The organism is Gibbsiella greigii (genome assembly GCF_039540155.1).
GTDB lineage: Bacteria > Pseudomonadota > Gammaproteobacteria > Enterobacterales > Enterobacteriaceae > Gibbsiella > Gibbsiella quercinecans.
On sequence record NZ_BAABEM010000022.1, the window covers coordinates 443,128 to 468,978 of the forward strand.

Annotated in this window: 24 protein-coding genes; 13 read left to right on the plus strand and 11 right to left on the minus strand. The window is 56.7% G+C overall.

Going from position 1 to position 25,851, the window contains the following annotated elements; genetic code table 11:
• Positions 1-63 precede the first annotated feature (63 nt).
• The 4 genes from AC559G_RS17950 to AC559G_RS17965 all read left to right on the plus strand — a co-directional run bounded on the left by AC559G_RS17950 (position 64) and on the right by AC559G_RS17965 (position 3,184).
• The gene (locus AC559G_RS17950; RefSeq protein ID WP_498913599.1) at positions 64-855 is read left to right on the plus strand and encodes an ABC transporter substrate-binding protein; all 792 of its coding nucleotides are present in this window, start codon (positions 64-66) and stop codon (positions 853-855) included.
• Between the two features lie 38 nt (positions 856-893).
• A complete protein-coding gene (locus AC559G_RS17955) occupies positions 894-1,862 on the plus strand; it encodes an SIS domain-containing protein (RefSeq protein ID WP_498913601.1) in 969 nt (322 codons plus the stop codon).
• A gap of 51 nt (positions 1,863-1,913) precedes the next feature.
• The gene (locus tag AC559G_RS17960) at positions 1,914-2,726 is read left to right on the plus strand and encodes a carbohydrate kinase family protein (RefSeq protein ID WP_498913602.1); all 813 of its coding nucleotides are present in this window, start codon (positions 1,914-1,916) and stop codon (positions 2,724-2,726) included.
• A gap of 245 nt (positions 2,727-2,971) precedes the next feature.
• Entirely contained in the window at positions 2,972-3,184 is a 213-nt protein-coding gene (locus AC559G_RS17965) for a YMGG-like glycine zipper-containing protein (protein WP_095848732.1), read from the plus strand.
• A 111-nt stretch (positions 3,185-3,295) separates the two neighbouring features.
• Here AC559G_RS17965 and AC559G_RS17970 read toward each other — a convergent pair whose 3' ends face one another.
• Positions 3,296-3,511: a hypothetical protein gene (locus AC559G_RS17970; RefSeq protein WP_498913604.1), complete on the minus strand. Its 216-nt coding sequence runs from the start codon at positions 3,509-3,511 to the stop codon at positions 3,296-3,298.
• Positions 3,512-3,610: 99 nt separating this feature from the next.
• Complete coding sequence (locus AC559G_RS17975; protein ID WP_498913672.1) at positions 3,611-5,353, minus strand: penicillin-binding transpeptidase domain-containing protein; 1,743 nt, start codon at positions 5,351-5,353, stop codon at positions 3,611-3,613.
• Positions 5,354-5,684: 331 nt separating this feature from the next.
• Here AC559G_RS17975 and AC559G_RS17980 point away from each other — a divergent pair, with 331 nt between their 5' ends.
• The 3 genes from AC559G_RS17980 (at position 5,685) to AC559G_RS17990 (ending at position 8,286) form a co-directional block, all read left to right on the plus strand.
• A complete protein-coding gene (locus tag AC559G_RS17980) occupies positions 5,685-5,966 on the plus strand; it encodes a YjcB family protein (RefSeq protein ID WP_498913606.1) in 282 nt (93 codons plus the stop codon).
• Positions 5,967-6,271: 305 nt separating this feature from the next.
• Complete coding sequence (locus AC559G_RS17985) at positions 6,272-7,078, plus strand: mannosyl-3-phosphoglycerate phosphatase-related protein (RefSeq protein ID WP_498913608.1); 807 nt, start codon at positions 6,272-6,274, stop codon at positions 7,076-7,078.
• Complete coding sequence (locus AC559G_RS17990; RefSeq protein ID WP_095848735.1) at positions 7,075-8,286, plus strand: glycosyltransferase family protein; 1,212 nt, start codon at positions 7,075-7,077, stop codon at positions 8,284-8,286. The genes AC559G_RS17985 and AC559G_RS17990 overlap by 4 nt, the downstream gene beginning before the upstream one ends.
• Before the next feature lie 69 nt (positions 8,287-8,355).
• Here AC559G_RS17990 and AC559G_RS17995 read toward each other — a convergent pair whose 3' ends face one another.
• Positions 8,356-9,225 carry a helix-turn-helix domain-containing protein gene (locus AC559G_RS17995; protein ID WP_498913611.1) on the minus strand — a complete coding sequence of 290 codons (870 nt, stop codon included), beginning with the start codon at positions 9,223-9,225 and terminating at the stop codon, positions 8,356-8,358.
• 183 nt (positions 9,226-9,408) lie between these two features.
• Between AC559G_RS17995 and AC559G_RS18000 the strand changes: the two genes are divergently transcribed.
• Positions 9,409-10,314 carry a DMT family transporter gene (locus AC559G_RS18000; protein ID WP_498913612.1) on the plus strand — a complete coding sequence of 302 codons (906 nt, stop codon included), beginning with the start codon at positions 9,409-9,411 and terminating at the stop codon, positions 10,312-10,314.
• A gap of 59 nt (positions 10,315-10,373) precedes the next feature.
• Here the strand turns inward: AC559G_RS18000 and AC559G_RS18005 are convergent, their stop codons facing one another.
• Entirely contained in the window at positions 10,374-12,689 is a 2,316-nt protein-coding gene (locus AC559G_RS18005) for a TonB-dependent receptor domain-containing protein (protein ID WP_498913614.1), read from the minus strand.
• 196 nt (positions 12,690-12,885) lie between these two features.
• On the opposite strand from AC559G_RS18005, the gene AC559G_RS18010 reads away from it, so the two are divergent.
• Positions 12,886-14,055 (plus strand): pyridoxal phosphate-dependent aminotransferase, encoded by a 1,170-nt coding sequence (locus tag AC559G_RS18010; protein ID WP_498913616.1) that lies wholly within the window; start codon positions 12,886-12,888, stop codon positions 14,053-14,055.
• 29 nt (positions 14,056-14,084) lie between these two features.
• Here AC559G_RS18010 and AC559G_RS18015 read toward each other — a convergent pair whose 3' ends face one another.
• The 3 genes from AC559G_RS18015 to AC559G_RS18025 form a co-directional block, all read right to left on the minus strand.
• Positions 14,085-14,606: a chromate transporter gene (locus tag AC559G_RS18015; RefSeq protein ID WP_498913618.1), complete on the minus strand. Its 522-nt coding sequence runs from the start codon at positions 14,604-14,606 to the stop codon at positions 14,085-14,087.
• A complete protein-coding gene (locus AC559G_RS18020) occupies positions 14,603-15,172 on the minus strand; it encodes a chromate transporter (RefSeq protein WP_498913620.1) in 570 nt (189 codons plus the stop codon). Before AC559G_RS18020 ends, AC559G_RS18015 begins: the two co-directional genes overlap by 4 nt.
• Positions 15,173-15,332: 160 nt before the next feature.
• Positions 15,333-16,628, minus strand: coding sequence for a transcriptional regulator domain-containing protein (locus AC559G_RS18025; protein WP_498913622.1), 1,296 nt, complete (start codon positions 16,626-16,628; stop codon positions 15,333-15,335).
• Positions 16,629-16,776: 148 nt separating this feature from the next.
• On the opposite strand from AC559G_RS18025, the gene AC559G_RS18030 reads away from it, so the two are divergent.
• Positions 16,777-17,616 (plus strand): carbohydrate kinase family protein, encoded by an 840-nt coding sequence (locus AC559G_RS18030; RefSeq protein WP_498913624.1) that lies wholly within the window; start codon positions 16,777-16,779, stop codon positions 17,614-17,616.
• Between the two features lie 8 nt (positions 17,617-17,624).
• On the opposite strand, the gene AC559G_RS18035 is transcribed toward AC559G_RS18030, so the two are convergent.
• The 3 genes from AC559G_RS18035 to olsF all read right to left on the minus strand — a co-directional run bounded on the left by AC559G_RS18035 (position 17,625) and on the right by olsF (position 21,020).
• The gene (locus AC559G_RS18035; protein WP_498913626.1) at positions 17,625-18,341 is read right to left on the minus strand and encodes a flagellar brake protein; all 717 of its coding nucleotides are present in this window, start codon (positions 18,339-18,341) and stop codon (positions 17,625-17,627) included.
• 73 nt (positions 18,342-18,414) lie between these two features.
• Complete coding sequence (locus tag AC559G_RS18040) at positions 18,415-19,197, minus strand: N-formylglutamate amidohydrolase (protein ID WP_498913628.1); 783 nt, start codon at positions 19,195-19,197, stop codon at positions 18,415-18,417.
• A 119-nt stretch (positions 19,198-19,316) separates the two neighbouring features.
• Complete coding sequence (gene olsF / locus AC559G_RS18045; RefSeq protein ID WP_498913630.1) at positions 19,317-21,020, minus strand: bifunctional lysophospholipid acyltransferase family protein/GNAT family N-acetyltransferase; 1,704 nt, start codon at positions 21,018-21,020, stop codon at positions 19,317-19,319.
• 270 nt (positions 21,021-21,290) lie between these two features.
• On the opposite strand from olsF, the gene ogt reads away from it, so the two are divergent.
• Positions 21,291-21,806, plus strand: a complete 516-nt coding sequence (gene ogt / locus AC559G_RS18050; RefSeq protein ID WP_498913632.1) for a methylated-DNA--[protein]-cysteine S-methyltransferase — start codon at positions 21,291-21,293, stop codon at positions 21,804-21,806.
• Between the two features lie 8 nt (positions 21,807-21,814).
• Here the strand turns inward: ogt and AC559G_RS18055 are convergent, their stop codons facing one another.
• Positions 21,815-22,768 carry a sugar-binding transcriptional regulator gene (locus AC559G_RS18055; protein WP_498913634.1) on the minus strand — a complete coding sequence of 318 codons (954 nt, stop codon included), beginning with the start codon at positions 22,766-22,768 and terminating at the stop codon, positions 21,815-21,817.
• Between the two features lie 186 nt (positions 22,769-22,954).
• Here AC559G_RS18055 and dalD point away from each other — a divergent pair, with 186 nt between their 5' ends.
• Positions 22,955-24,340, plus strand: a complete 1,386-nt coding sequence (dalD, locus tag AC559G_RS18060) for a mannitol dehydrogenase family protein (protein ID WP_498913635.1) — start codon at positions 22,955-22,957, stop codon at positions 24,338-24,340.
• Positions 24,341-24,351: 11 nt separating this feature from the next.
• A complete protein-coding gene (gene xylB, locus AC559G_RS18065; RefSeq protein ID WP_498913637.1) occupies positions 24,352-25,821 on the plus strand; it encodes a xylulokinase in 1,470 nt (489 codons plus the stop codon).
• Positions 25,822-25,851 lie beyond the last annotated feature (30 nt).

Genomic DNA, 25,851 nt, shown 5'->3' on the forward strand with positions numbered 1-25,851 from the left:
ATATCAGGCTAGATTTATTTCGTGGTCTATTTTTTGGTATTTTTAACATCACCAGGGGGAAGTATGGGCAAGATGAGGTTTCTGTCACCCGCGGCGCTGGTACTGGCGCTTGCCGCCAGCCACGCCGCATTCGCCGCGCCGCCGTTGCAGCAGATCCGTTTCGGCACCGACGCAACCTACCCACCTTTCGAATATAAAACCCCGCAGGGCAAGCTGGCGGGTTTTGATATCGAACTCGGCAACGCGATCTGCGCCGAGCTTAAGGTGAAGTGCGTTTGGGTGGAAAGCAGTTTTGACGGGCTAATTCCCGCGCTGCAGGCGCGCAAGTTTGACGCCATTCTTTCTTCGATGTCGATTACCGATGAACGGAAAAAATCGATCGCTTTCAGTGACAAGCTGTTCAACACGCCGGCTTATATCGTCGTGAAGAAAAACAGCGGGCTGACCCCGGATGTTAACGCCCTGCGCGGTAAAACCGTCGGCGTGCAAAGCGGTTCGGTGTTTGAAACCTACGCGAAAAAATATTGGCAGGCGCACGGGGTGAATATTGTTCCCTACCCGGACGCCAGCGCCGCCTACGCCGATCTGATCGTCGGCCGCGTGGACGCCGTGCTGGATGACGCCACCGTGCAGGCGCTTTCATTGCTGGATAAACCCGAAGGCCAAGACTTTATCCAGGTGAAACAACGCGTGAACGATCCGGACATCTTTGGCCCCGGCACTGGCATTGGCCTACGCAAAGACAACCCGGAATTACTGGCGGCGCTTAACCAGGCGATCGCCAAGTTGCACAGCGACGGCACTTACGACCAGATCGCCAAACGCTATTTCAATTTTGATATTTACGGCAACTGATGCCGCCATTTTTTATTGTGATCAATCAAAGGTAAGTTATGAACACCAGAAAAATCATTGAATCCGTGGTACAGGCATGCCAGGGCAAAATACAGCACGTTTACCTGATTGCCTGCGGCGGTTCGTTGGTTGATATGTACCCGGCCAAATACTTCCTGGACAGCGAATCGGCCACGTTGTACAGCAGCATCATGACGGCAAATGAATTCGTGCACGTGCCACCCAAAGCGCTGGGCGCCCATTCGCTGGCGATCGTGTGTTCACACGGCGGCAATACGCCGGAATCGGTGGCCGCCGCCGCGCTGGCGCAGCAACGCGGCGCGCAAACCGTCACGCTGACGCATAACCCGCATTCGCAGCTTGCCGAACATGCCGATCACAATATGCTCTACACGTGGGGTGACCACGCAGACGCCCAGGAAAACCCGGCGACGCTGATGCTGGGGCTGTGCGTTGAGCTGTTGCAGCAAACGGAAGGCTATACGCATTATGCAGACTTCCAGCAGGCGCTTGCGCAATTGGAGCCGGTGATTGCCGCCGCCTGCCGCCAGGTGCAGCCGCGCTGTGCCGCCTTTGCCGAGCGTTACCAACGTGAATCGCTGTTTTACATTCTCTCCAGCGGTGCCTCATTCGGCATGGCGTATGGCGCGGCGATCTGTTCGCTGATGGAAATGCAGCGCCTGCATGCCGCCGCTATTCACAGCGGTGAGTTTTTCCACGGCCCGTTTGAAGTGACTGATGCGCAGACGCCGCATATTCTGTTGATGAACGCCGGCCGCACCCGCGCGCTGGATCAGCGGGTTAGCGATTTTCTGGCGCAGTATGCCGAAAAGGTTGAGATCATTGATGCTCAAGAACTTGGGTTGGACGCACTGCCTGCCAGCGTGCAGGAATTCTTTAACCCAGTGCTGTTTTACCGCGTTATCTGCGAATACCGCGCCGCGCTGGCCGCGATTCGGCAGCACTCGCTGGAAACGCGCCGCTATATGGGCAAAGTCCCTTACTGACCTGCCTTGCCGCCGTGCCTGCACGGTGGCATAACCCCGTGAGATTATGTAATGAAAGTGATAGGAATAGGCGATAACGTCGTCGATCAATACGCCCATCTGCGCATCCGCTACCCCGGGGGCAACGCGCTTAACTTCAGCGTCTACGCGAAGCTGCTGCAGGCGCAGGCGGCCTATCTGGGCCTGTTCGGCGACGACGCCGCGGGCCAGCAGGTGCAACGGGCGTTGGCGGCACATCATGTCGACATTTCGCGTTGCCGCCAGGTGGCTGGGCCAAACGGCTGTGCAAGCCTGACGGTTGAACAAGGGGAACGTATTTTCATCGGCTCCAACCAGGGCGGCATCCGGAAAACCACCCCGATGGATTTCGTGCTTGACGATACGGACTATCTGCGCGGTTTTTCCCTGATCCATACCAGTTGCTACAGCTATCTTGACCCGCTGTTGCCTGCACTGCACGCCCTGCCGGGCCTGTTGTCCTATGATTTTTCGGACGACTTTAACCCAGAGACGGCGCTGCCGCTGTGCCAGTGGCTCGATTTCGCCTTCTTTTCCTGCGCCGATCTTGAACCAGCGGCATGCAAGCAATTGCTGGAAGCGGCGGTCGGCGCGGGCTGCCGCTATGCGATCGCCACCCGTGGCGCACAGGGCGCATGGCTGTTTGACGGCGCCAAGTTGTTTGAACAACCAGCCTTGCAAGTGGTGCCGCGTGATACGCTGGGCGCCGGCGACGCCTTCATTACCGCCTTCCTGTTAGCCTTCTGCCAGAGCAACGCCATTGCGGCAAGTTTGCAAAAAGGCGCACAGTTCGCGGCAGAGATTTGCCTGCAGGACGGTTCTTTCGGCTTTGGCGAAAGCTACTAAAACACGTGGCTATTGCCAGGTTATGGGTAATAGCCACGCCACCTGTTTTTTATTTATCTTCAGATAACGCCATAAATCGCGATAGCCGACACATCGTTTTATCATTCGTCCACTAATCCATTAAATTAAGAATATTTCCCTGTTTTATTTCCCTGCGACGGAATACATTCATCCCAACATTTAACGATGCTTTAAATTGTTACCTTTGGTTTTTTATTAACAAGAATTGTTACCAAGGAATACCTATGAACATTAAACGTGCTGCTGGCGTAACCGTTTTGATTTTGGCAACGCTTTCTGTGACTGCGTGCGGAAGTATGTCTAACCGCGATCGTAATACGGCGATTGGTGCCGGGGTGGGTGCCGTCGGTGGCGCCGTTCTAACCCACGGTAGCGCACTGGGTACGCTTGGCGGCGCGGCGTTGGGCGGCATTATCGGCCACCAGACCAGCCGTTAAGCATCAGAGAAGTCAGCGGCCGCGGCCGTTATTTTCCCGCCGTGGCCCGCAATATATTGTTAATCCCCCTTCTGCCATATTCCAGCGGCGCGCCACGCCACCGGAATATAATCAAACCCAAGCGTAAAGTAGCCCAAATCCGGTCGGGTAAAGCGGTTTGTCACTGTCGTGTGGTGCAGCGGAATGTTGCTCACGCACGCTTTCCATCGACGACGGTAGTTCAAAAGGCAGCATACCGCTGAAGAGGCGGCCATCCATCAGCGCGCGCAACAACACCGTGTCACTCACGCCAACGTTACCGATCAGCACCGCCGCCTTTTCTTTCATGGATTGCCAGATGTAAAGTGTGAGCCAGTGGGCAGTTTGCCATCCGGGCGGCTTCTGCCGCCGGAGGGTTAAGTAAGTTTTGTCGGCCCGGTGTTATTTTTACTGCGGCGTCGCCATGCTGCCGGCATAGCGGCTGGCGGTATTGATCACATTCAACGGTTGCGCATCCGGCAACACGTTCATGTGCTCCAGCACCTGCCCCATGATTTTGCCAAATACCGGCCCGGCAACCGATCCCCCAAAGTGCTTGCCCGCTTTCGGGTTGTTGACCATCACCACCAGTGCAACCTGCGGATCGCTGGCGGGTGCCACGCCAGCGGTATAGTTGATGTAGCCGCCGTCGTATTTGCCGTTGGCGCCCATTTTTTCGGCGGTACCGGTCTTGATCGCCAGCCGGTAGCCAGGCACAGCGGCGCTCACCCCACTGCCGCCCGGCAGGGCGTCGCTTTCCATCATATGCACCACCGATCTGACCACGCTTTCCGACATGATGCGTTGCCCCATCACCGGCGGCGTGACCTTGGTGATCGACAGTGGACGATAGACGCCAAACGCGCCGATGGCCGCATATTCGCGCACCATTTGCAGCGGAGTGACGCGCAGGCCATAACCGAATGAAAACGTCGCGCGTTCAATATCCGCCCAGCGGCTGCGGTGCGACGGCAGGTAGCCGCTGCTCTCGTTGCCGATGCCAAGCTCGGTCGGGCGGCCCAGGCCAAAATGCTGGTAGACATCCGGCAGCACCGTTGCCGGCATCGCCAGGGCAATATGAGATACCGCAATATCGCTGGATTTTTGCAGCACGCCGGTCACCGTCAGCTTGGTCCAGTGCCCCACGTCTTTGATCAGATGGCCGTTAACCCGATATGGCGTGGTATCCAGCACCGTGTCGGGCCTGATCAGATTACGATCCAGCCCAACCATCACCACCACTGGCTTCACCGTTGAACCAGGTTCGAAACTGTCGCTGCTGCAAACGTTGCGGATATCCTTTGCCGGCGTATTGGCATAGTTGTTGGGATTGAAGGACGGGTAGCTAGCCATGCCCAGAATTTCGCCGGTGCTGACCTTAACCAACACCGCACAGCCGGAATCCGCCTGGTTGGCGATCACGCCGTCGCGGATTTGGGCAAACAGCACATACTGGATAAACTTATCAATGCTCAGCGTCACATTAGGCGGCGGCACCGGATCCACATTTTTCAGCACGTTGATGATCGCGCCGTTGCCGTCTTTTTGGTACACCCGCAGGCCGTTCTTGCCCTGCAACAGGTGATTAAAGCCCAACTCAATCCCCTCCAGCCCCTGGTTATCCTGCCCGACGATGCCGATAAGCCCGGCGGCGTCTTGCCCCATAGGGTAAAAGCGGCTGAAATCCTGTTCACTGCTCACCCCGACCAGGTGCAGTTTGTTGATGTAGTTGGCGTTATCGTCCTCCACCTTGCGCGCCAGATAGACGAAACGCTTGCGCGCATTATTGTGGATCAGTTGCTGAATTACCGGCAGCGGCAGCTTCAGCACGTTGGCCAGGCTTTGCCAACGCTCATTGTTCAAATCCACACCGCTATCCAGGATGTGCTTGGGATCGAGCACGATGTCTTTGGACGAGACGCTGACCGCCAGCGCTTCATTATTGCGATCGGTAATCATGCCGCGGTTGGTGGGCACCACCTGGGTACGCACCGAGCGCTGGTCTGCCTGACTGGCCAATTGTTGATTTTCCAGCAGTTGCAAATAGCCAACCCGAAACATCAGCAGAAAAAAGCAAACCAGGATGCCGGCGCAAAGCCAGGCAAAGCGAGCGGAAGAATAATTACTGACCTTTTTGCGGGATGGCGGCAACACGTTTAACCCTACGTTTTTATTCGGTTTATCTCAGAATGCCAGTCTACCCCGCCGGGTTTGGTTATAAGATTGCAGTTTGTAAAAAAGTAAAAGTAAACGCGATTGGTGTTGCCGGCTGCGACAAACGGTTAGGCGATTTAACGATAAATATCTTTGCCGGCCGCAGGTGCTCATGTATTGAGCACGCCATCATCTCAATGCTATAATGTGACCTACATCACATTTTGGTGTCTACTACCCTTTTTATTTTATCGCAATGCACACCGTTTCCTTCAGCGCTGCACGCTGGGCGGGTGCGCGCTGCAAGCAACATAGGATCCAAGGTTCGATGAGTGCCATAGCTACCGGTTTTATCATGATGCGCTGGGAATTGCTGAGCGCAGTGATGATGTTTTTCGCCAGCCAGTTAAACGTGCTTTGCCGTAAAACCAGCCACCACGGCATGGCATTCATGTTCAGCAGCCTAGGGATCTTCACCAGCATTTGGTTCGTGATGGGGCTGATGGGTGTGGAATACAGCCAGGAAGGCATGACGTATTTCTGGTCTGTGGTGAAAGACGCGTTTATCGATGTCATGAGCCAAACCCCTACCCAGTGGCCGACGCCGTAAAATACCTTCGGCAGGCAACGCCCCTTTGCCTGCCTGGCCTGCCCGCTTCCCTTGTCTGTCTCCCCCTGATTTTAAACCCAGCGCCGCGGCCTGCGTTTTCGGCAATCGGCGCAAACTTGCACAATCAACAATTTATCGCTAGGGTTAAGTGTGAGTTAAATCACGCTTTTTTGGCTACAGGAGGCCCTATCCACCGCTAATCGCCCACCTTACCGCATTGCTCGTCACACGGCTTCCTGGCCCGCCCACAATCGAGACATCCCCTTTGTTTACCGGCGAATGACTCACGAGAGAATGGAGAGGAAATGCTGAAATTGAGTCCCAATCTGTTGCTGTTTAGCGATCTTGACGGTTCGCTACTGGATCATCACAGCTATCGCTGGGATGCGGCGCAACCGTGGCTGGATCGCCTGGCTCGGCATCAGGTCCCCTTGATTATCGCGACCAGTAAAACGGCGGCGGAAGTCAGCCTACTGCAACAGCAGCTTAATCTGACGCATTTGCCATTTATTGCAGAGAACGGCGCGCAAATTGTATTCCCCACCGATTGGCAGGAAGCCGATAAAGTGTTCGGCGCCGATTACGCCACCCTGCGCGCCACCTTGGCAGAGCTGCGCGCCCGCAGGCAATTCTCATTTCAAGGCTTCGCCGATGTGGATGATGCCACGGTGGCTGCCTGGACCGGCCTGCCGCTGGCGGACGCCCAACGCGCGCGCCGACGCGCCGGCTCAGAGCCGCTCCGCTGGCTGGGAAATGATGAACAGTTAAGCGCATTTCGCAGCCAACTGGCGCAGCACCGGCTAACCTTGACCCAGGGCGGCCGTTTTTATCACGTCATGGGGGAAAACGTCAGCAAGGGGCATGCCGCCCGCTGGCTAACCGAATACTACCAACGCCGGCGGCAACAGCCGGTCACTACGCTTTGCCTGGGCGACGGCCCGAATGATATCCCCCTGCTAAGCACCGCGGACTATGCCGTCGCGATCCGGGGGCAGCAAGATACTGCGATTGATTTTCCGAGCGACTTTGCCGGCCAACTGTACCGCACACGCCAGGCGGGGCCACAGGGCTGGAGCGAAGGATTAGACCATTTTCTGGAGAAGCAGCCATGAGCGAGTTTTATCAAGACGGCATCATCACCAATTTCCATAACCTGGCCAACCGTGATTTGGCCGAGCTGGAGTATGAACTGCAGGTCTTTTCTGGCCGCAATACCATGGGGCTGATACTGCCTTCGTTGTATTCCGAGCTAGAAGGCCCGGCACTGGATCGCATCGTGGAAATTCTGGCGCAGGTGCCCTATCTGGAAGAGATCATCATCGGGTTGGATCGCGCCGACCAGCAGCAGTTTGAGCACGCCAAAGAATTTTTCTCGCGCCTGCCGCAACGCCACCGCATTCTGTGGAACGACGGCCCGCGCCTGAAAGCGATCGCCGATCGGCTGCAGGCGGAAAAGCTGGCGCCGGATGAACCCGGCAAGGGCCGCAACGTGTGGTTCTGTGTGGGCTATACGCTGGCATCACACCGCAGCAGTTGCGTAGCATTGCACGATTGTGACATTGTCACGTACGATCGCCGCATGTTGGCGCGCCTGCTGTACCCGGTGGCGAACCCCAACTTCCACTATGACTTCTGTAAGGGCTATTACGCCCGCGTGGCGGATGGCAAACTGAATGGCCGCGTGGGCCGCCTGCTGGTGTTCCCGCTGCTGAAATCACTGCAAAAAGTGTACGGTAATTCCGATTTCCTGGATTACCTGCGCAGTTATCGCTACCCGCTTTCCGGTGAGTTCGCCATGCGCACCCACATCCTCAATAACTTGCGCATTCCCAGCGACTGGGGGCTTGAGATTGGCGTGCTGTCGGAAATCCACCGCAATACCGCAACCAGCCGCATCTGCCAGGTGGATATAGCCGATAACTACGATCATAAACACCAGCCGATGTCGGAAAACGATCCTCAGGCCGGGCTGCAGCGCATGGCCGTCGATATCACCAAGGCGCTATACCGCAAGCTGGCCATTCTGGGGGTAAACATTACCAGCGATTCATTCCGCGTGCTGCGCGCCACCTATTACCGCACGGCGCTGGATATGATTGATGCGTTTGAGCACGATGCCAAAATGAACGGCCTGAAGTTCGATCGCCACAGCGAGGAATCGGCGGTGGAGCTGTTTTCCAACGTGATTTCCCATGCCGGGCAAGCCTTCAGCGAAAGCCCAGGGGATAAACCCTTTGTCCCCAGTTGGAACCGCGTGCAGTCGGCATTCCCGGATATTCTGGAGCAGTTGTACGATGCGGTAGAACAGGATAACAAGTAGCCAACCACTCAGCGTTATAACATCTTGCGCCAGGGGCCGTTTCTACGGCCCCTGCTATTTTGCGGAGGATTACTGCGCCTGGCGCATACGCATCGGCGCCAGGCCATAGGCGGCCTTAAAACGGTTGCTGAAGTGGCTGGCCGAACTGAAACCGCAGGCCAGCGCGATCTCCGTCAACGGCAATCGGCTATGGCACAGCAGATGTTTGGCCTGCTGCAAGCGCGCGCGCATCACATACTGGTGCGGTGCCAACCCGGTATTGTGTTTGAACATCCGGGCGAAATGGAATTCGCTCAGCCCGGCCTGTGCGGCCAGATCCGCCAGCAGCAGCGGTTGATCCAAATGGCCGGCGATATAATCACACACCCGTTTTAATACCACCGGCGCCAGGCCGCCGCGCACCGACGGCAAGCGCCATTGCAGATGGGTATAATGCTGTATCAGGTGCGACATCAGCATCGACGAGGCACTACTGAGCGCCAGCTGGTTGGCGCGATCCTGCCAGTCGACGTTGAGCAGGAACTGACGATAGAGCAAGGTAATTTGCTGATCTTCGGCAAACGAGCGCGGTTCCAACTGGATGGCGGCCGGGCTACGATCCCAGGTTTGCTCCACCAATTGGCGCAGGTGGCGATCGGTGCAGTACAGGTGGACAAAAGAAAGATCGCTGCGCACGTCCCAGGTGGATTCATACTGGCGCGGCATAATACAGAAGCGATCCGGCCCACCGCCGTTTTTCCAGCCGTTGGCGGTTTTTTGATAGCACTCGTAGCCGTCGGCAACGTACAAGCTCAGGGTGTGGTGATCGGCGCTTTCCTGCGTAATGCGGTCATGGCTGTTGGACCAGGCGGCCAGCTCCACGCCGGATGCCAGCAACACATTGTTGTGCAACGTGGCCCGGTGTTCACTCAGTGTTTCGAATGCTTGATAGCTGGACATGGCTCCCCCTTTTCTTGCCCTACCGCTTCAGTGTAAAGAGCCGCCCGCCCGGATACCAGCCGTTGTGGTTCACCGTAATGAAAAAAGCGCAAGAATATGCAACTGTACGCAGCCACCTACAAGCGGCATACGGGCAAGGCGGTGATACTGGCGCTCTGTTTTTTTCGTTTTGCGGAGTCAATAATGAACGCGCTGTTGTACCTTGCCGTGGTGCTGATTTGGGGCACCACCTGGATTGCGATAACATTACAACAACAGGGAACGGTGGCGATCCCGGTTTCCATCAGCTACCGCTTTCTGATCTCGGCGATCACCCTGCTGGCGGTGTTGCTGCTGCTGCGCCGCCTGCGGCGGATCGGCCCGCGTGACCATCTGTTCTGCATGATCCAGGGTTGTTGTGTGTTTGGCTTCAACTTTTACTGCTTCTATCATGCCGCGGCCTACATCAGCAGCGGTTTAGAATCGGTGATTTTTTCTATGGCGGTACTATTCAACGCGCTGAACGGCATGATTTTCTTCCGCCAACGCCCGACGCCCAATCTGTTGCCGGCGGTGATCTTGGGGCTGACTGGGATTATCGCCCTGTTCTGGCAAGATCTGCACGCCACGCAGCTGGCGCCAGAGCTGTTGAAGGGCATTGGCCTGAGTATGCTGGGGACTTATGGATTCTCACTGGGCAACATGATCAGCGCCCGCCACCAACGCCACGGGCTGGACGTGTTAACAACCAATGCCTATGCCATGAGCTACGGCGCCATCCTGATGGCGTTCATCGCGCTGGCGCAAGGCGCTTCGTTCCAGATCGCCTTGAATATAAGCTATATCGGATCGCTGCTGTATCTGGCCATCTTTGGCTCGGTGATCGCCTTCGCCGCCTATTTTATCCTGTTAGGCCGCATTGGCGCCGGTGCCGCCGCTTACAGCACCCTGCTGTTCCCGCTGGTGGCACTGACTATATCCACCCTGTATGAAGGCTATCAATGGCACTTGAATGCCGTGCTCGGTCTGTGCCTGATCCTGTTGGGCAATCTGGTGATGTTCAGTAAGCCCGAACATTTCACCCGGCTGTGGCGGCGCAAGTTGGCCTGAACCGGCGGCGCCAAAAGAAAACGGCGGAGCCAAGTGCTCCGCCGAACCCATACCGACGCTTAAAACCGGACATCAATCCCCAGAGTGACGGTGCGCCCCGGTTCAGGCATGCTGATCACCGATCCCGGCTGAATATCATAACGGTTAGTGAGATTATTCACCGCGGCGAACAGCGTTGCGTTTTTATTAACCCGGTATTGCCCGTATAAATCAAGTTGATAACCCGAGGGGATATCAATAATCGGCGACGCTCCAGTGCCGACCAGCCAATCCGACGGGTTTGTTTTGGCGGAGTGATATTTATAACGCACCCCGGTATCCAGATCCCCCGCCATGAATTTTTTCCCCACGTTGACCACCAGATTCTTTTTGGCCGGAATGCGGCTGGGGGTTAATCCCCAGGCAAATCCCAGGCTATTACAGTTATCGGTGTTGGCCCGCTGCGCCTGATAATGGGAGCAAACCTGGGTATCGGTATACAGAGTCGCGGAAACATGAGTATAAAACAGCCCTGCATCATAATTGGCCGATAACTCAACCCCGGAAAGATCCATCTTATCGTAGTTGATGAAGGTATAATTCTCCCGCCATTCAGACATGTCCGGCGTTTTATCCAACACACCGCCGGAAATAAAGCCATTAACCTTGTTGCGGAAATAGGACAGGGAAAGATCCAGTTTGTCCTCTGGCAACAAAAGATCTTGCTGCTTAGTTTTCAGCCCAATTTCACGCTGCAATGAAATCTCTGGCGATAGCCGGTTATACGGGTTGTAGCTGAACACCTCATTTGACACCGTGCTTTCATAAAGGCTCGGCATGCGATAGGTTCTTGACGCTTTAAAAAACAGTGCCGTTGTCGGCGTCAGGTGATAATCCAGTTCAGACAGCACATCCAGTTTTGGGCGGTAGTTTAGCGATTCATTACTCTGGAAATCGGTTATTTTCGCAGCGTGCAGGTTAAAACCGATATACACAGTCAGCGGGGAGAGATCAAGCTCCCCGTTAATAAACGCACTTTTCTCGCTTCTTTTACCGTTACGCGAAGTTACCGCAATATCGCTAAACCGAATGACGCCATCTTGTTCAGGTTTAAGCCGTTCATCCTGCAACGCCACCCCATAGCGCAAAATCAACGGCAGCCGTTGCAAGGCACTTTCATTATAAACGCTCACCCCTTTGCGATCGTTGCTGTAGGCGTGCAAATATTGTTGCGCATTGACGCCGATGCCCCACAACCCGTTGTATTGCCGCAGGTTGGCATCGGTTAACCACAAGCCGACGTTCAAATTGACTAAATCATTGTCATAGGGTTTATAGGCATAGCTGGCGCTGTAGCTGTTGACGATAGCGCTGCCCAGCGCCCATTGCGGCATGGATTCAACACCCTCTGGCAGTGGGTTGAAATCTATGTCGTTGTTGTTTTGGTACCAATAGGCCGCCAAAACCTCACCGGCTTGTTGCCGGTGGTTACGGTAAGCGAATTCAAAATCCTGGCCATTATTGGTATGCAGCCCCATTTTCGCCAGGAAAGACTGGCTCTGGAAACTGGTGTTGACCACCTCATGATTCGGGGTAACCACCGGTTCGTGATAGCGAGCAAAACCGTGCTTCCCAGCATAGTAATTCCCCGAGGCCCGTTCGCTGTATGCAATTACCGCATCAAAAAACTCATCACGAAAACCAAAAGCCGCCGTCGCCGAGCCATTGTTGAACTGGCGAGACTTCGGCTTTGGCGTCAGTTGATAATAATTTTGTTGTTCGTAGTCATCGGGAATATCGGGCTTGCGATTATTGTTGTAACTGCGCAGTTTGATCAAAAAACCACTTTGTTCGCCGGGGTTAACAATATCATCCACCGTAAGGGTTTTGATATTAACCACCCCGCCAATAGCGCCGGATGCGAATGGCGAAGCATTAACCGCCGCCCCTTTTTGCACCGCCACGCGGCTAATTAAATCAGCGTCGATATAGGTTCTGTCACTGGTCCCCTGATAACCACGTGAAGTATGCGTAGATTGCAGGCTGCCATCAATAAATACCGGAACCCGCCCTTCCCCCTGTAAGCCCCGGATACCAATATCAATAGCACCTGCCTCATTGCGCATATTATTTGCCTGCACGGACGTCATTGATGAAAAAATATTCGAATTAGAACTGCCTCTGTATTTATCTATGTCTTGCGCCGTGATGATAGGTTCATCATTGCGCGCGGCTGAAACTAGAATAGTATCCTCACTAACCGTGGATTTATTTTCTGCGTGCGTGTAACCCAAAGGGAAAAATAATGTCGATGACAAAATGACAGGATTGATTTTCATAAAATGATACAAAGAGAAATAACAAGGAGTGTAGATGTTATTGAAATTAATTATCATTCTCAATAACGATTTAGAGGTACCCTGTATCGCAATAAAAAGAACGGGTTATCACCACGGTGCATTATAGTGCATCATCATGATGCATTATAATGCACCATTATTTAGTTAATCATATAAATCAATACATTAACTATTGGCATACATCCTGCTTTGTCTTGAGTGAAGTTTGATTCTTTACAAGGAGAAAGTAGATATGTCAGAAAACAACGTATTGAACGCCAAACGCAGACAATTATTAAAGCTTTCAGGCGCACTGATGGGGGGTGTCGCACTGGCGGGATTACAGCGCAATGCGCTGGCCGCCGCCCCCAGCGGCGTCAGCAATTTCCAAACCCCGACGGCAGAGCACCCAATCCGCATAAACTTCAACGAGAACCCGCTGGGTATGTCGCCCAAGGCGCAGGCCGCTGCGCGCGAGGCGGTGAGTAAAGCCAATCGTTATGCCAAAGACGAGATTATCGCCCTTCGCAGCAAGTTGGCCAGCCAGTATCAGGTGCCGGAAACCGCTATTCTGCTCACCGCTGGCTCTTCCGAAGGCATTCGCGCCGCGGTGGAGGCCTATGCCACGCTGGATACCCAGTTGGTGATCCCCGAACTGACCTATGGTGATGGTGAACACTTCGCCAAAATCGCTGGCATGAAAATCACCAAAGTGCCGATGCTCGACGGCTGGCAGTTCAATATCGAAGGCCTGAAAAATGCCGTGGCAAGCTACGCCGGCCCGTCGCTGGTGTATTTGGTGAACCCCAACAACCCCACATCAACCATTACGCCGGCGGATCTGATCGAGCCGTGGATCGCCAGCAAACCGGCCAACACGCTGTTTATCGTCGACGAAGCCTACGCCGAATTTGTTAACGATCGTCGCTTCCGCTCCGTCGGCCCGTTAATTCATAACGGCGCCGATAATGTCATTCTGCTGAAAACGTTTTCGAAAATCTTTGCCATGGCGGGGATGCGTGTTGGCTATGCCGTTGCCCAACCGGCGCTCATCGCGCGGCTAGGCAACCATGTCGCCGGTGAGAAAATCAACTTCTGCGGGGTGGATGCCGCACTGGCTTCACTGGACGATCACGCCTTTATTGCTTACAGCAAAAAGAGCAACGACACCGCGCGGCAAATCCTACTGCAGGCGCTGGATCAGCTGGCGATCCCTTACCTGCCTTCAGAGGGAAACTTTGTTTTTCATCAGCTCAACGTGCCGCTGAAGGATTACCAGCAGCAGATGAAAAGCGCCGGCATCCTGGTTGGCAGAGCGTTTCCGCCGGCCGATAACTGGTGCCGCGTCTCGCTCGGCACCCCGGAAGAGATGGCGTTCGTGGCGAAAACCATGCACCAATTCCGCGGCAAAGGCTGGGTATAATGCACTGGGGCCCATGCGGGCCCTGTTTTTCATGCCGTCAACAAACCGAGCAGCGCGCCCCCAGCCAGCACCCACAACGGATGAATGCGTTTGCTCATGCCGAAGACCGTGGCCAACAGGATCAACACCGCCAGCCGCCAATTGGTGGCCGAGGCTTCAGCAATCAAAAGCCCGCTGGCCGCCACCAGGCCGACGGTCACCGGCACCAGCCCGGTCTGCACAATGCGCCGCCACGGTTTATCCTTGAAACGCTTCCAGGCGTTCATCACCAGCAGCGTCACCAGCGACGAAGGGCCGAACTTGGCCACGGATGACACCAACAGCCCGGCCCAACCGGCGACATGCCAACCAATCAATGGCACCACCATCATATTCGGCCCCGGGGCCGCCTGCGCCATGGCGAACAGCGCGCTGAATTCCTGGGCGCTCATCCAGTGATGCACTTCGACGACCTGGCGCTGCATCTCCGGCAGAATCGACACGCCGCCGCCAAAGGCCATCAGCGAAAGCTCGGTGAAGATCAGCGCCAGCGAGAGCAATACCCCCATCATTGGCGGATCTTCCATGTCAGCAAAATACTGACCGGCGCCAACACCAGCATGGTTGGCAACAAGGGCAAACGCAGCCAAGCGATGGCGACCAGGCATGTGGCAACAAGGGTTAACGACAACCATTTGCCGCGCAGCGGCAGCAGCATTTTTAAGGCGGTAGACAACAGTAACCCCGCGGCGGCGGCGGCCAGGCCGGCAAACACATGCTGTACATGAGGATCATTCTGATAGCGGGCGTACACCACCCCCAGCCCGATCACGATGGCGGTCGGCGCGCAGATCAACCCTAGCAGGGCGCACAGCGCCCCGCGTAGCCCGCGAAACTCCATCCCCACGGCAACGGAAAGGTTGATGATATTGCCGCCGGGCAAAAACTGGCACAGGCCCAGCAGCTCAGTGAATTGCTCGCCACTTAACCAACGGCGTTCTTCCACCAACATATTACGCGCCAACGGCAACACGCCGCCAAAACCGATCAACCCCAGCATCAGAAAGCCGGTAAATAGCTGGGTTGCGGTAGGCGGCGCACTGAGTTGTTCTGTGCCAAGGGTTTTCGTTTCTGGCATGGCGTTCCCCTTCAGGAGTTTGTCATCGTCTATATGCCACGTATCAGGCAGTAGCGCACAAAAGCGCGTGGCGCTATTTAGCTATATCTAGCTATAGCGCACTGAATTTAACACGACTGTAAGCTAGTATTTGCGGATATATCCTGCGCACGCCACGGCCTTAATTCACCTGCACATTGGCCTGCATGGCGGCGCTAAGGTCTTGCGCCAGCGTGGCCAACTGTTCCTCGGGCACATTCGCCAGGCTAATGCGCAGCGCCGGGCCGCTTTTCAGCCGGAACGGTTCGCCGCTTTGCACCAGCCAGCCACGCTGCGCCATCAGTTGGCAGGCGGCCGTTTCCGAGCGCACCGGTAGCCAAAGATACAGCCCTTCCCCCGGCGGCAAAGGGAAACCAGCCAACTGCTGCAGTTTTTCTACCAGTAACCGCCGCCGCCGGTGATAGACTTGCCGCGCCTGCGCCAGCACCTCGCCCGCCCCGGCCCAGAGGGTTGCCGTCGCCTGTTGCAAAATATGGCTGACCCAGCGCTCGCGGATAGATTGATCAGCGCGCATCGCCTGCAACACTGCGGGCTTGCCGCAGGCCAGCGCGATGCGCAAATCCGGCCCCAGGAATTTACTGACCGACAGCACATACAGGCCGTGAGTCCCGTCAAACGGCAGGTGCAGCGGCTGGCTAGACAGCGGGCCCCAGAAATCGTCGGCGATCGCCAGGCAATCCGGGTTTTGGCGCAGGAAGGCACGCCAGCGCTGCGCCCGTTCGGCGCTCAATGCCAACCCGGTCGGGTTTTGCGCGCGCGGGGTAAAAATCACCGCGCAGCCCCGTTCGGTATGGCTCTCCGGCAGGCAACATCCTTGTTCATCCAGCGGTAGCGGCAACGCCTTCAAGCGCAGATGGCGCAGCAGCGTGAGCAGCGGTGGCCAGCAGGGATCTTCCACCCAGATGGCAGAACCGGGCACCGCATGGCAGCGCAACGCCTTTTCAATGGCGTCCAGTGCGCCGGAAAACACCGCCAGGCCATCGGCCGCCACGCCCTGCCCAGCCAGCCAGTTACACCCCAACGTGCACAGCGCCGGCAAATCCTCGCTAACGTCATAGCCGCTATGCTGTGGGAAAATATCCGCGGCGGTGAACGCCAGCCGTGGCAGCAGCGCCGCATCCAATTTGCCGCTGGCGAGATCCCGCATGCCCGGTGGAACCGGCAGCGGGCTGCGCGCCACCGGCGCCAACGGTTGTAGCACCACCGTCCCGGCACGGCCGCGGGTAGCCACCAGCCCGGCATCACGCAGCTTGCCGTATGCGCTGGCCACCGTATTGGGGTTAACACCCAGCACCTGCGCCATTTTCCGCACCGGAGCCAGCACCTCGCCCGGCTTCAATTCGCCGGCTTTAATCTGTGCGCTGATGTGTTCGGCTATCTGGACAGCGCTGCCGCCTTTTGCATAAAATGAATTCATACATATCCATCTTTGTACTAGTGCAAATAAGCATAGCAGCCTCTCGCCGTTCAAATAAAGCCGGCAAGATAAAAAGATGATCGGCCTAACATTTATCATATTTTCCGCCCAGGCCGCGAGGGCTGACCGCCATAACTGAGGAAACACCATGCAACAGAACCCCACGCTGCGCCCGCCGCTGATTGACGTTATCACCATCCAGTCGCAGGTGGTTTATGGCAGCGTTGGTAACGGTATTGCCTATCGCGCCCTGCTCAAAAAAGGCCTGGAAGCCTTGCAGGTGCCCAGCGTGTTGTTCGGTTGCCCCCCTTACTACGGCGCCCCGAGCGGCGGTGTGATCCCCGACGATTGGTTCAGCGGTTTCCTGGAAGATTTACTTACCCGTGGGGTTGTCCAACGGGCGCGTGCCATCGTTGTCGGTTATCTGGGGAATGTTTCGCAGTGCCATATCCTGGCCAATTGGCTGCCGCGCGTGCGCAGCGTTAATCCGGCGATTCAGATCTATATCGATCCGGTAATGGGCGATTACGGTGAAGGGATCTACGTGGATGAACGTATCGTAAACTGCTACCGCTCCCCTTTTTTGCAGCTCGCCAACGGCCTGACGCCGAACGGCTTTGAACTTGAGCAACTCTGCGGCCACAAGCTCAACAGCAAGGAACAAACTCTGCAGGCCGCGCAGGAACTGCTGGGGGGCGCAACGGAATGGGTGCTGGTGACCAGCGCGCCGGGCATCGCGAAAAACGCCGATGAAGTCGGCCTGCTGCTTGTCAGCCATCGCGATGTACAGAGTTTTCGCCATCCTAAACGCCAATCGGCGGTCAAAGGCACCGGCGATCTGTTCACCGCGTTGTTGATTAGCTATCTCCTGAATGGTAGCGGCCTGCGGGAAGCCATACTGGCGGCCAGCGGTGAAGTCTGCGAGGTATTAACCGAAGCCGAACGGTACGGCTGGGAGGAAATCGGCAGCCTGCGCGCCCTCGGCTGAGGCGCTGCTCAGCGCCGTTTCCTTTTGTTAAAATCCAGTTCCAGCGCAAACACCGCGCTTTGCAGTTTGCGCTCCATCGCCAGGCTCTGATTGACGAAACGCCAGGACAGGCGCCAAAAACAATGCTCACGGTTGTCGTCGTCAAGCTCGTAATCTTCACTGACGCCAACCAACTCCATGTTGACGGTAAAACTGCCGTACTCTTCCAGATCCAGCTTCACCTTTTTTAACTGCAGCCCGTTCACGATACAGGCGGGGAGCCCCCCATCAATACGCAAGCCAACGCCGCCGGCGGACAGATTGTGGATGGGGAACTCGTAGCGCCGGCCGCCATGCTCAGCATGGCATAAAAAACCGCGCCAGGATGGGGTGATGATACGAAACTGGCGCCGGCGTTGAATGTAAAACAGTGCTTTCGGCAATTGGGCTATATAGGCAGATTGCTGCAAGAACTGAACCGGCTCCACCTGTTGGACGAAAAATTCGATCTTGGCATCGTGGCTTTCGATCTCAAACTTCAACGGCTCCCCGGGGGGGCGGTTCCTCTGATCCTGATCACAGCAAAATACAATATTATCGGCCCCGATGCTCAGGAGCCTGGCGTGAAATCTTCGTTGCTCATTTGTTATACGCATTGATATGCGTTGTTTATGGATTTCACGTAAAATTGCGAGCACCTCAAAACGATCCTCCTTGATAAACAATCCGTTATCGATATGCTCCATTTATTTCTCCCAGAGAATTCATTATCAGACTTACAATATCTTGACAGTATAATCACTGGGAATAATTTGGAAATCAATTTTGCCAGCGTTGCCACGCATGGGTTAACAAACGCACAAAACGTGCCGCCCAGGCCTGCTGACCGGCACTGTCGGCCAACAGATCCTGGCGGATCTCAACCCCCACATATGGCAACTGACGGCCGCCGGCATGCACCGGCAGCGTATAATCCGTGGCGTCCGTCATCGCATAAGGCTCATTCAGCCCGACCTGTAAATCCCCTTCTTCACGCAGCAACTCGGCCAGCAATAACGCAAATTCAGGCTGCCCGTTGAACAGCAGCCCCACTTGCCATGGGCGTGATACGCCCTTAAACACCGGCGTAAAGCTATGCATGGCAATGATCACCGTGGGCCGTTGCCGCAGTTGCCGAGTGGTTAACACCTCGTCGATCATGCGGTGATACGGCTGGAAGATCTCTTGCTCACGCGCCAGTGCCTGTTCAGTACTAATGCCCACGTTGCCGGGGATCGGCGTCAATTCGGAAAGCGTGGGAATTGAGCTGGCAATACCAGGCGTGCGGTTACAATCGATCACCAGGCGGGAATAATGCTGGTGGATCAGCGTGGCATCCAGCGCTTGACTGAGGCGGCGTGAAACGGCCAGCGCCCCGATATCCCAGCCGATATGCCGGTCAATTTCACCCGGCGGCAGGCCAAGATCGCCCAGACAGGTCGGGATGGCCTGCCCGGCGTGATCGCACAACAAAAGAAAAGGCGACGCGCCCTGCGGCGTTTCAATCACGGCAGGGGCAAGATCCGCCGGCGACAACAGCGGCGGGACGAACGGTGTGGACATATATCATAACTCCGGCAGAAAACCGTTATCTTAGCGTTTCCCCCGCCCCAGGCCTACGCCATTGTTTAGATCAAAGCGGTATAGCTTGTGCCCATCCACACCATGGCGCGGCATTGCGCCTATTGCTGATGCACCGCAATATAACGCTGATAACGCGCCGGTTTCAGGCGCGAGACATCCACCAGAACCAACCCGTCAATGCAGTTATTAAACGCCGGATCGGTACCGAAATCGATAAACTGCACCCCGCCCGGCTCGCACAGCTCGGTATACTGCTTATACAGCGTCGGGATCGAACAGCCTATATTGTTCAGCAAGCTTTTCAGCCGCACCAGATCTTCCTGATAGTTATCGCCGGCAAACTGCGCCAACACCTGCGGCAACGAAGCGGGATAAGGCTGGCGAGACTGCGCCAGTGAATGATCCGGCGCAAAATAGAGCCGGTAAAACGCGATCAGCAGATCGCGCGCCGCCAGCGGCATGCTGCCGGACATCGACACCGGCCCGAAGAGATAGCGATATTGCGGGTACTTCGCCAGATAAGCGCCGATCCCCAGCCACAGATAGTCCAGCCCCCGTTTGCCCCAATAGGCCGGTTGAATAAAACTGCGGCCAAGCTCAATCCCCTGTTCCAGAATCGGATTCATGTCTTCCCCGTAATGGAACAGGCTATTGCTGTAAATACCCGCCAGGCCTTTGAGCCTGAGTTGCTCGGCGGTGGGGATAAAGCGGTAGGCGCCGACGATCTCCAGTTCGTCTTCATCCCACAGCACCAGGTGGTAATAGTCGTCATCAAAATTGTCCAGATCGCGCCGGCGGCCTGAACCTTCCCCCACGGCGCGGAAGGCGATTTCACGCAGGCGGCCAAGCTCACGCAGAATCGGCGTGCGCGCCTCATCACGGCGGCGGTACAGATAAATGATTTTACCGTCCGGTGTGGTGCCCAATAGCTCACACGCGGCCAGCGCTTTTTTCAACTCGATACGGTCTTCCTGCAAGGCGATGGGCGCTTCGCTCACGAACAGCCCAGGTTTGCCTTGCCCCAGGCGGTAAACATGGCGGCGAAAACGTTCGGCCAGCGCCTTGGCGCTGGTGTGGCCGTCATACCAGTTGGTAAAGGCAATACGCCCGCCGATACGGAACTTGATTTCCCCTCCCTGCTGCTGAAACATCTCTCGCACCAGCAACAGGGTGGAAAGCGGCCGGTAGAGCATGGAAACGCAATAGAACAGGCCGCTGTTGCGCGCCGCGATATGCACCGGCACGATCGGCGCGCGGGCTTTGGCCGCCAGCCGCAGAAAACCGGTGTGCCAATGCCCATCGCGAATGCCCTTCATGCTCATGCGCGAAACCTCCCCCGCGGGGAACAGGATCAGCGCGCCCTGGGCGTTCAACTGCGCCTGCATCGCTTCGATCTGCTTGCGATTGGTCTTGTAGCCGATATTGTCCACCGGCACGAACAGGCTGCGTAGCGGCTCAATATGATTCAGCATCTGGTTGGCCACCACTTTGACATCCGGCCGGACGGCCGCCACCGCGCGCAGTAGCGCCAGCCCGTCAAGCGAACCGATGGGATGATTCGCCACCAACACCACTGGCCCCTCGGCGGGGATATTCTCCAGGTCACCTTCGGCCAGCTCGCAGCGGATATTAAAATGGTCCATCACCTGCTCGATCAGATCTAACCCGCGCAAATACGGGTAGTCCGCAGCAAATTGTTTGAATTCTTTTTCGAAGAGGAGCGCTTTTAGCAGGCGGCGCTGCCAAGGGGGAGTCTTGCGGTCTGGAAAGGCATCGTGCAGCAAGGTATCCAAGTTAAACATCGGTGTTATCTCCTGGCCTAGTCGCTTGCAAACTTAGGCTAGCGCCATGACCTTAACATGTCATATTAATGACAGAAAAATGAAATCCCTCCATTCAGGTATAGCAAAATATTACAAAATTTCGCCATGATGATGATCTGTGCCAGTAGCGGCGCCAGACGACACGCACGCACGGGCATTGCGCGCCGCAAAAATTCATGTCCGGAAGCCGCCATCACCGGATGCCAATGCGTGTGATAATCGGTTCATCACCATAACGGAGTGACCAGGATGCAAAACTTCTATTTTGATCGAATGGCGAGCCCGCTGGGCGAGTTGCTATTGATTGCCGATGCGCAGGGCCGCCTGCGTGGCCTGGACTGGGGCGACCATGAAGCACGGCTGATGGCGTTGATGCACACGCATTACCGCACGGCTCCGTTCCAATTGCAGCAAAAAAGCAACCCGGGGGGCCTGACTGAGACACTGGCGCGTTACTTCACCGGCGATCTGGCGGCCATCAATGATGTTGCAGTCTGCACCGCCGGCACGGAATTCCAGCGCAGCGTCTGGCGGCAATTGCGCCTGATCCCATGTGGGGAGGTGATCAGCTATGGCGAATTGGCACGGCGCATCGGCCGCCCCACCGCTTCACGCGCGGTGGGCATGGCCAACGGCGCCAACCCGATCAGTATCGTCGTGCCTTGCCACCGGGTGATCGGCGCCCAGGGGGCGCTAACAGGTTACGCCGGCGGCGTGCATCGCAAAGCCTGGCTGCTGCGCCATGAAGGCTTTTTGCCAGCATAGGGCCAAGCCTAGGCCCCTTCCGCCAACAGCCCGGCCGCGGTTTCTTCATCGGTTACCAGGCCGTTAATCCACTGGCCCGCCAACGCCGCACGGATGGCGCTGTATTTTTCCCGGCCGCCGGCCAGAGCGATCACGGGCTTTTCCGGCCGTTGGCGCAGGCTAACGCTGGTCAAACGCCCATCCAGTTCGCTGGCGACCCGCCGGCCCTCACGATCGATAAAATGGCCGAGCATTTCAGCGACTGCATTGTCCGCCTGCAGGCGCTCAACCTGCTGTGCGGAGATAAAACCATCCTGGTGCAATGGGCACTGGTGGCCAATGGTGCCAATGCCGATGAAAGTGACATCCGCCTGATTGGCTTTTTCATTGACCGTACGATAAATCCGGTGATTGCACCATAGCGCCCGGTCTTGCTCACTGTCGGCGAACAGCGGCGCCGGCAAAATAAAGTAGCGCCCCTGGGTTTTCTCCGCCATCCATAACGGCACATCGTAACGGGTACAAGAGCCGTCGGAGGCTATCGCGCCGATCAGCGACACGCAACTGTGCTGCGGCCGTTCGAATTCCGGCAGTTCATCAATCGCCGCCTTAAGGCTCCGCCCCGATCCCACGCCGATAATCAGCGGTTGCTCACAGCGGATAAACTGCGCCATCACCTCTGCGCCCGCTACCGCCACTGCGCGATTGATACCCGCGGCCGCCATGCCCTGGCTCGGCACCACCTGGCATATCCCCAGGCTGAAGCGCTCGCGCAATTGGGCGGCCAGCGCCATGCTGCGGCCCTCCGGATGCGAAATCGTCACGCTGACCAAACCGTTGTCTATCGCACAGGCGACCAGCCGCTGCGCCACCTGCCGTGAAACACCCAGCGCATCGGCAATCTCATGCTGCGTTTGCCCGGCGACGTAATACATCCAGGCGGCACGAGCCGCCTGATCCAGCTTCTTATCATGTTTCGCCATTTATCCAGCCCATAGGTAACGCCATTACGCGCCATTTTACTGCCGAACACGCGATGCGATGTAATCAATTTGCACATTTGTGAGCTAAAGCCCACTAAATGGGCAAAAGTTTATCTAAGCTACACGCCAGTAATAGAGCAATTGCCCAATAAAAGGGCTAATACCCAAATCACTAACGGAGTGCATATGAATCAAACAGCAAGTGCTTCCCCGGCCGTGTGGCTGCATATTGGCGCAGGATCTTTCCACCGTGCCCACCAGGCCTGGTATCTGCATCGCTTGATGGTAAGCGGTGATAAACGCTGGTCGATTGCCTTGGGTAACATTCGCGACGATGCCGCCCCCTTGTTGGATGCGCTGGCGGCACAAGATGGCCGTTACGTACTTGAGAACGTCACGCCGCAGGGTGAGCGCCAATATGAAACCATTACCTCAATCCAACAGGTGATACCGTGGGATAAGGAACTGGCAGCGCTGATCGCGCAAGGTGCCAAACCCGAAACCAAGGTCATCTCGTTCACCGTTACCGAAAGCGGCTATTACCTGGATAATCAATTCAACCTCGATCAGTCTAACGCTGACGTTCAGGCCGATTTGCAGGGCGGGTGCAACACCATTTACGGTGCTGTCGCACAGATTTTACAGCACCGCCAGCGGCTAAATGGTGACCCCGTCACATTATTGAATTGCGACAATTTGCGCCACAATGGCGACCGCTTCCGCCACGGGCTGAAACAGTTTCTCACCCTACGCCGCCAGGATACGCTCATCGCCTGGATTGACAGCCACACCCGCTGCCCCAACACCATGGTGGACAGGATCACGCCGCGCCCATCTCCCGAGGTGGCCGAACGCGTCGCCAAGGCAACCGGGTTCCAGGATCGCGCGGCGGTGATGGGCGAAGCCTTTATTCAGTGGGTCATCGAGGATGATTTCATTGCCGGCCGCCCGGCGTTGGAAAATGTCGGTGTCGAAATGGTCAATTCAGTGCTGCCGTATGAAGAGGCCAAAATCCGTATCCTGAACGCCAGCCATAGCTGTATCGCCTGGGCCGGCACCCTGATTGGCCAGCGCTATATTCATGAAAGCACCAATACCGATGCCATTCGCCAAATGGCGTATGACTATGTTACCGAGGACGTGATCCCCTCTCTGACCCCCAACCCGCTCGATCTGGCGGCCTACCGCGACGTGGTGCTGGAGCGTTTTTCCAACCCCTATATCCGTGATACCAACCAGCGCGTCGCCGCCGACGGGTTCTCGAAAATCCCCGGCTTCATTACCCCGACGTTGCTTGAATGCTATCAGCGCGGGCAACAACCGCGCGCCACCGTGCTGCTACCCGCGTTGTTCTTCGTCTTTATGCAACGTTGGCATGAAGGCAGCCTGCCTTACGACTACCAGGATGGCATTCTCGATGCGCCGGCGGTACACCGGATGTTTGCGGCTGAAGATCCGCTAGCGATTTATACCGCCGATGAAAAACTGTTTGGCGAGTTGGCGCACAGCGAAAGCTTCGCTCAACTGCTGCGCCAGGCGATTGCCCGGATCAATCATTGGCTGACGGCCTAAAGGAGTTACGCATGTATCTGGGACTCGATCTGGGCACTTCTGAAATCAAAGCCGTGGTGATCAACGACAGCGGCGCGCTGGTTGCCAGCGCCGGCGAAACGCTGGATGTGCAGCGGCCGCATCCGCATTGGGCCGAGCAACAGCCCAGCGCCTGGTGGCAGGCCACGCAGGTCGCCGTTGCGCGCCTGCGCGCCCAAATGCCAGCCCCGCAGTGGGCGCAAATTCAGGCGATTGGCCTTTCCGGGCAGATGCACGGCGCGGTGTTGTTGGACCGCGAGGATCATGTGTTGCGCCCGGCCATTTTGTGGAACGACACACGCAGCGCGGCTCAGTGCGAAGCATTGACGGCCAATGCGCCTGAGCTGCACAGCATTGCCGGCAACCTGGCCATGCCGGGTTTTACCGCCCCCAAACTGCTGTGGGTGGCGCGCCATGAACCGGAGATCTTCGCCCAAACCGCCTGCGTGCTGCTACCTAAAGACTACCTGCGTTGGATGATGAGCGGGGATAAAGTCTCCGATATGTCTGACGCGGCAGGCACGCTGTGGCTGGATGTGGCTAAACGCGACTGGTCAGACAGCCTGTTGGCTGCCTGCGGACTGACGCGCGATCACATGCCGCGCCTGGTTGAAGGCAGTGAACCCACCGGAGTGCTGAAAACGGATATCGCCAACACCTGGGGGTTGGGTGACAACGTCACTATTGCCGGCGGTGGCGGCGATAATGCCGCCAGTGCGGTGGGCATTGGTGCCGTCAACGCCGGTGACGCGTTTATTTCGCTGGGGACTTCCGGGGTGTTGTTCGCCGTGAACGACCGTTTTCGCCCCAACCCCTTGTCGGCAGTACATGCGTTTTGCCATGCGCTGCCAAACCGCTGGCACCAGATGAGCGTGATGCTCACTGCCGCCAGCGCGCTGCGCTGGTTCTGCCAGTTGGTCGGCAGTAATGAAACCACCCTGCTGGCGGAAATCGCCCAGATGAACCAGGCCGAGCAACGCCTGGCGCCCATCTTCCTGCCCTATCTTTCCGGTGAACGGACACCACATAACGATCCGCAGGCCAGCGGGGTTTTCCATGGCCTGACCCACAGCCACGCACGCCCTGCTCTGGGTTATGCCGTGCTGGAGGGCGTGGCGTTCGGTATGGCCGACGGGCTGGAGGTTCTGCGCCAGGCGGGCACCCAACTGACGCAGTGCTCGCTGATCGGCGGCGGCGCCCGCAGTGAGACGTGGGCGCAGTTGATGGCCGATGTGCTTGATCTGCCCATCATCACTCATCAGGGCGGCGATGCCGGCGGCGCTTTGGGCGCGGCCCGATTGGGCTGGCTGGCGCAAGGGAGCGAACTGCAACAGGTATGCTGCAAACCGCCGATCGCCCGGCGGTTTACACCTGAGCGCGCACGCCAGCCGCTACTGGCTGAGCGGCTGGCTACCTATCGCCGGTTATATCAACAACAGGTCGCACTGCGGCACCCGGCTTAAAACAATAACAACCGCCCTTCATCCCTAGCG

Bases quoted from the DNA above. Each gene is read 5' to 3' on its own strand.
- AC559G_RS17950 (WP_498913599.1), top strand. From the start codon at position 64: ATGGGCAAGATGAGGTTTCTGTCACCCGCGGCGCTGGTACTGGCGCTT.
- AC559G_RS17955 (WP_498913601.1), top strand. From the start codon at position 894: ATGAACACCAGAAAAATCATTGAATCCGTGGTACAGGCATGCCAGGGC.
- AC559G_RS17960 (WP_498913602.1), top strand. From the start codon at position 1,914: ATGAAAGTGATAGGAATAGGCGATAACGTCGTCGATCAATACGCCCAT.
- AC559G_RS17965 (WP_095848732.1), top strand. From the start codon at position 2,972: ATGAACATTAAACGTGCTGCTGGCGTAACCGTTTTGATTTTGGCAACG.
- AC559G_RS17970 (WP_498913604.1), bottom strand. From the start codon at position 3,511: ATGAAAGAAAAGGCGGCGGTGCTGATCGGTAACGTTGGCGTGAGTGAC.
- AC559G_RS17980 (WP_498913606.1), top strand. From the start codon at position 5,685: ATGAGTGCCATAGCTACCGGTTTTATCATGATGCGCTGGGAATTGCTG.
- AC559G_RS17985 (WP_498913608.1), top strand. From the start codon at position 6,272: ATGCTGAAATTGAGTCCCAATCTGTTGCTGTTTAGCGATCTTGACGGT.
- AC559G_RS17990 (WP_095848735.1), top strand. From the start codon at position 7,075: ATGAGCGAGTTTTATCAAGACGGCATCATCACCAATTTCCATAACCTG.
- AC559G_RS17995 (WP_498913611.1), bottom strand. From the start codon at position 9,225: ATGTCCAGCTATCAAGCATTCGAAACACTGAGTGAACACCGGGCCACG.
- AC559G_RS18000 (WP_498913612.1), top strand. From the start codon at position 9,409: ATGAACGCGCTGTTGTACCTTGCCGTGGTGCTGATTTGGGGCACCACC.
- AC559G_RS18005 (WP_498913614.1), bottom strand. From the start codon at position 12,689: ATGATAATTAATTTCAATAACATCTACACTCCTTGTTATTTCTCTTTG.
- AC559G_RS18010 (WP_498913616.1), top strand. From the start codon at position 12,886: ATGTCAGAAAACAACGTATTGAACGCCAAACGCAGACAATTATTAAAG.
- AC559G_RS18015 (WP_498913618.1), bottom strand. From the start codon at position 14,606: ATGATGGGGGTATTGCTCTCGCTGGCGCTGATCTTCACCGAGCTTTCG.
- AC559G_RS18020 (WP_498913620.1), bottom strand. From the start codon at position 15,172: ATGCCAGAAACGAAAACCCTTGGCACAGAACAACTCAGTGCGCCGCCT.
- AC559G_RS18025 (WP_498913622.1), bottom strand. From the start codon at position 16,628: ATGAATTCATTTTATGCAAAAGGCGGCAGCGCTGTCCAGATAGCCGAA.
- AC559G_RS18030 (WP_498913624.1), top strand. From the start codon at position 16,777: ATGCAACAGAACCCCACGCTGCGCCCGCCGCTGATTGACGTTATCACC.
- AC559G_RS18035 (WP_498913626.1), bottom strand. From the start codon at position 18,341: ATGGAGCATATCGATAACGGATTGTTTATCAAGGAGGATCGTTTTGAG.
- AC559G_RS18040 (WP_498913628.1), bottom strand. From the start codon at position 19,197: ATGTCCACACCGTTCGTCCCGCCGCTGTTGTCGCCGGCGGATCTTGCC.
- olsF (WP_498913630.1), bottom strand. From the start codon at position 21,020: ATGTTTAACTTGGATACCTTGCTGCACGATGCCTTTCCAGACCGCAAG.
- ogt (WP_498913632.1), top strand. From the start codon at position 21,291: ATGCAAAACTTCTATTTTGATCGAATGGCGAGCCCGCTGGGCGAGTTG.
- AC559G_RS18055 (WP_498913634.1), bottom strand. From the start codon at position 22,768: ATGGCGAAACATGATAAGAAGCTGGATCAGGCGGCTCGTGCCGCCTGG.
- dalD (WP_498913635.1), top strand. From the start codon at position 22,955: ATGAATCAAACAGCAAGTGCTTCCCCGGCCGTGTGGCTGCATATTGGC.
- xylB (WP_498913637.1), top strand. From the start codon at position 24,352: ATGTATCTGGGACTCGATCTGGGCACTTCTGAAATCAAAGCCGTGGTG.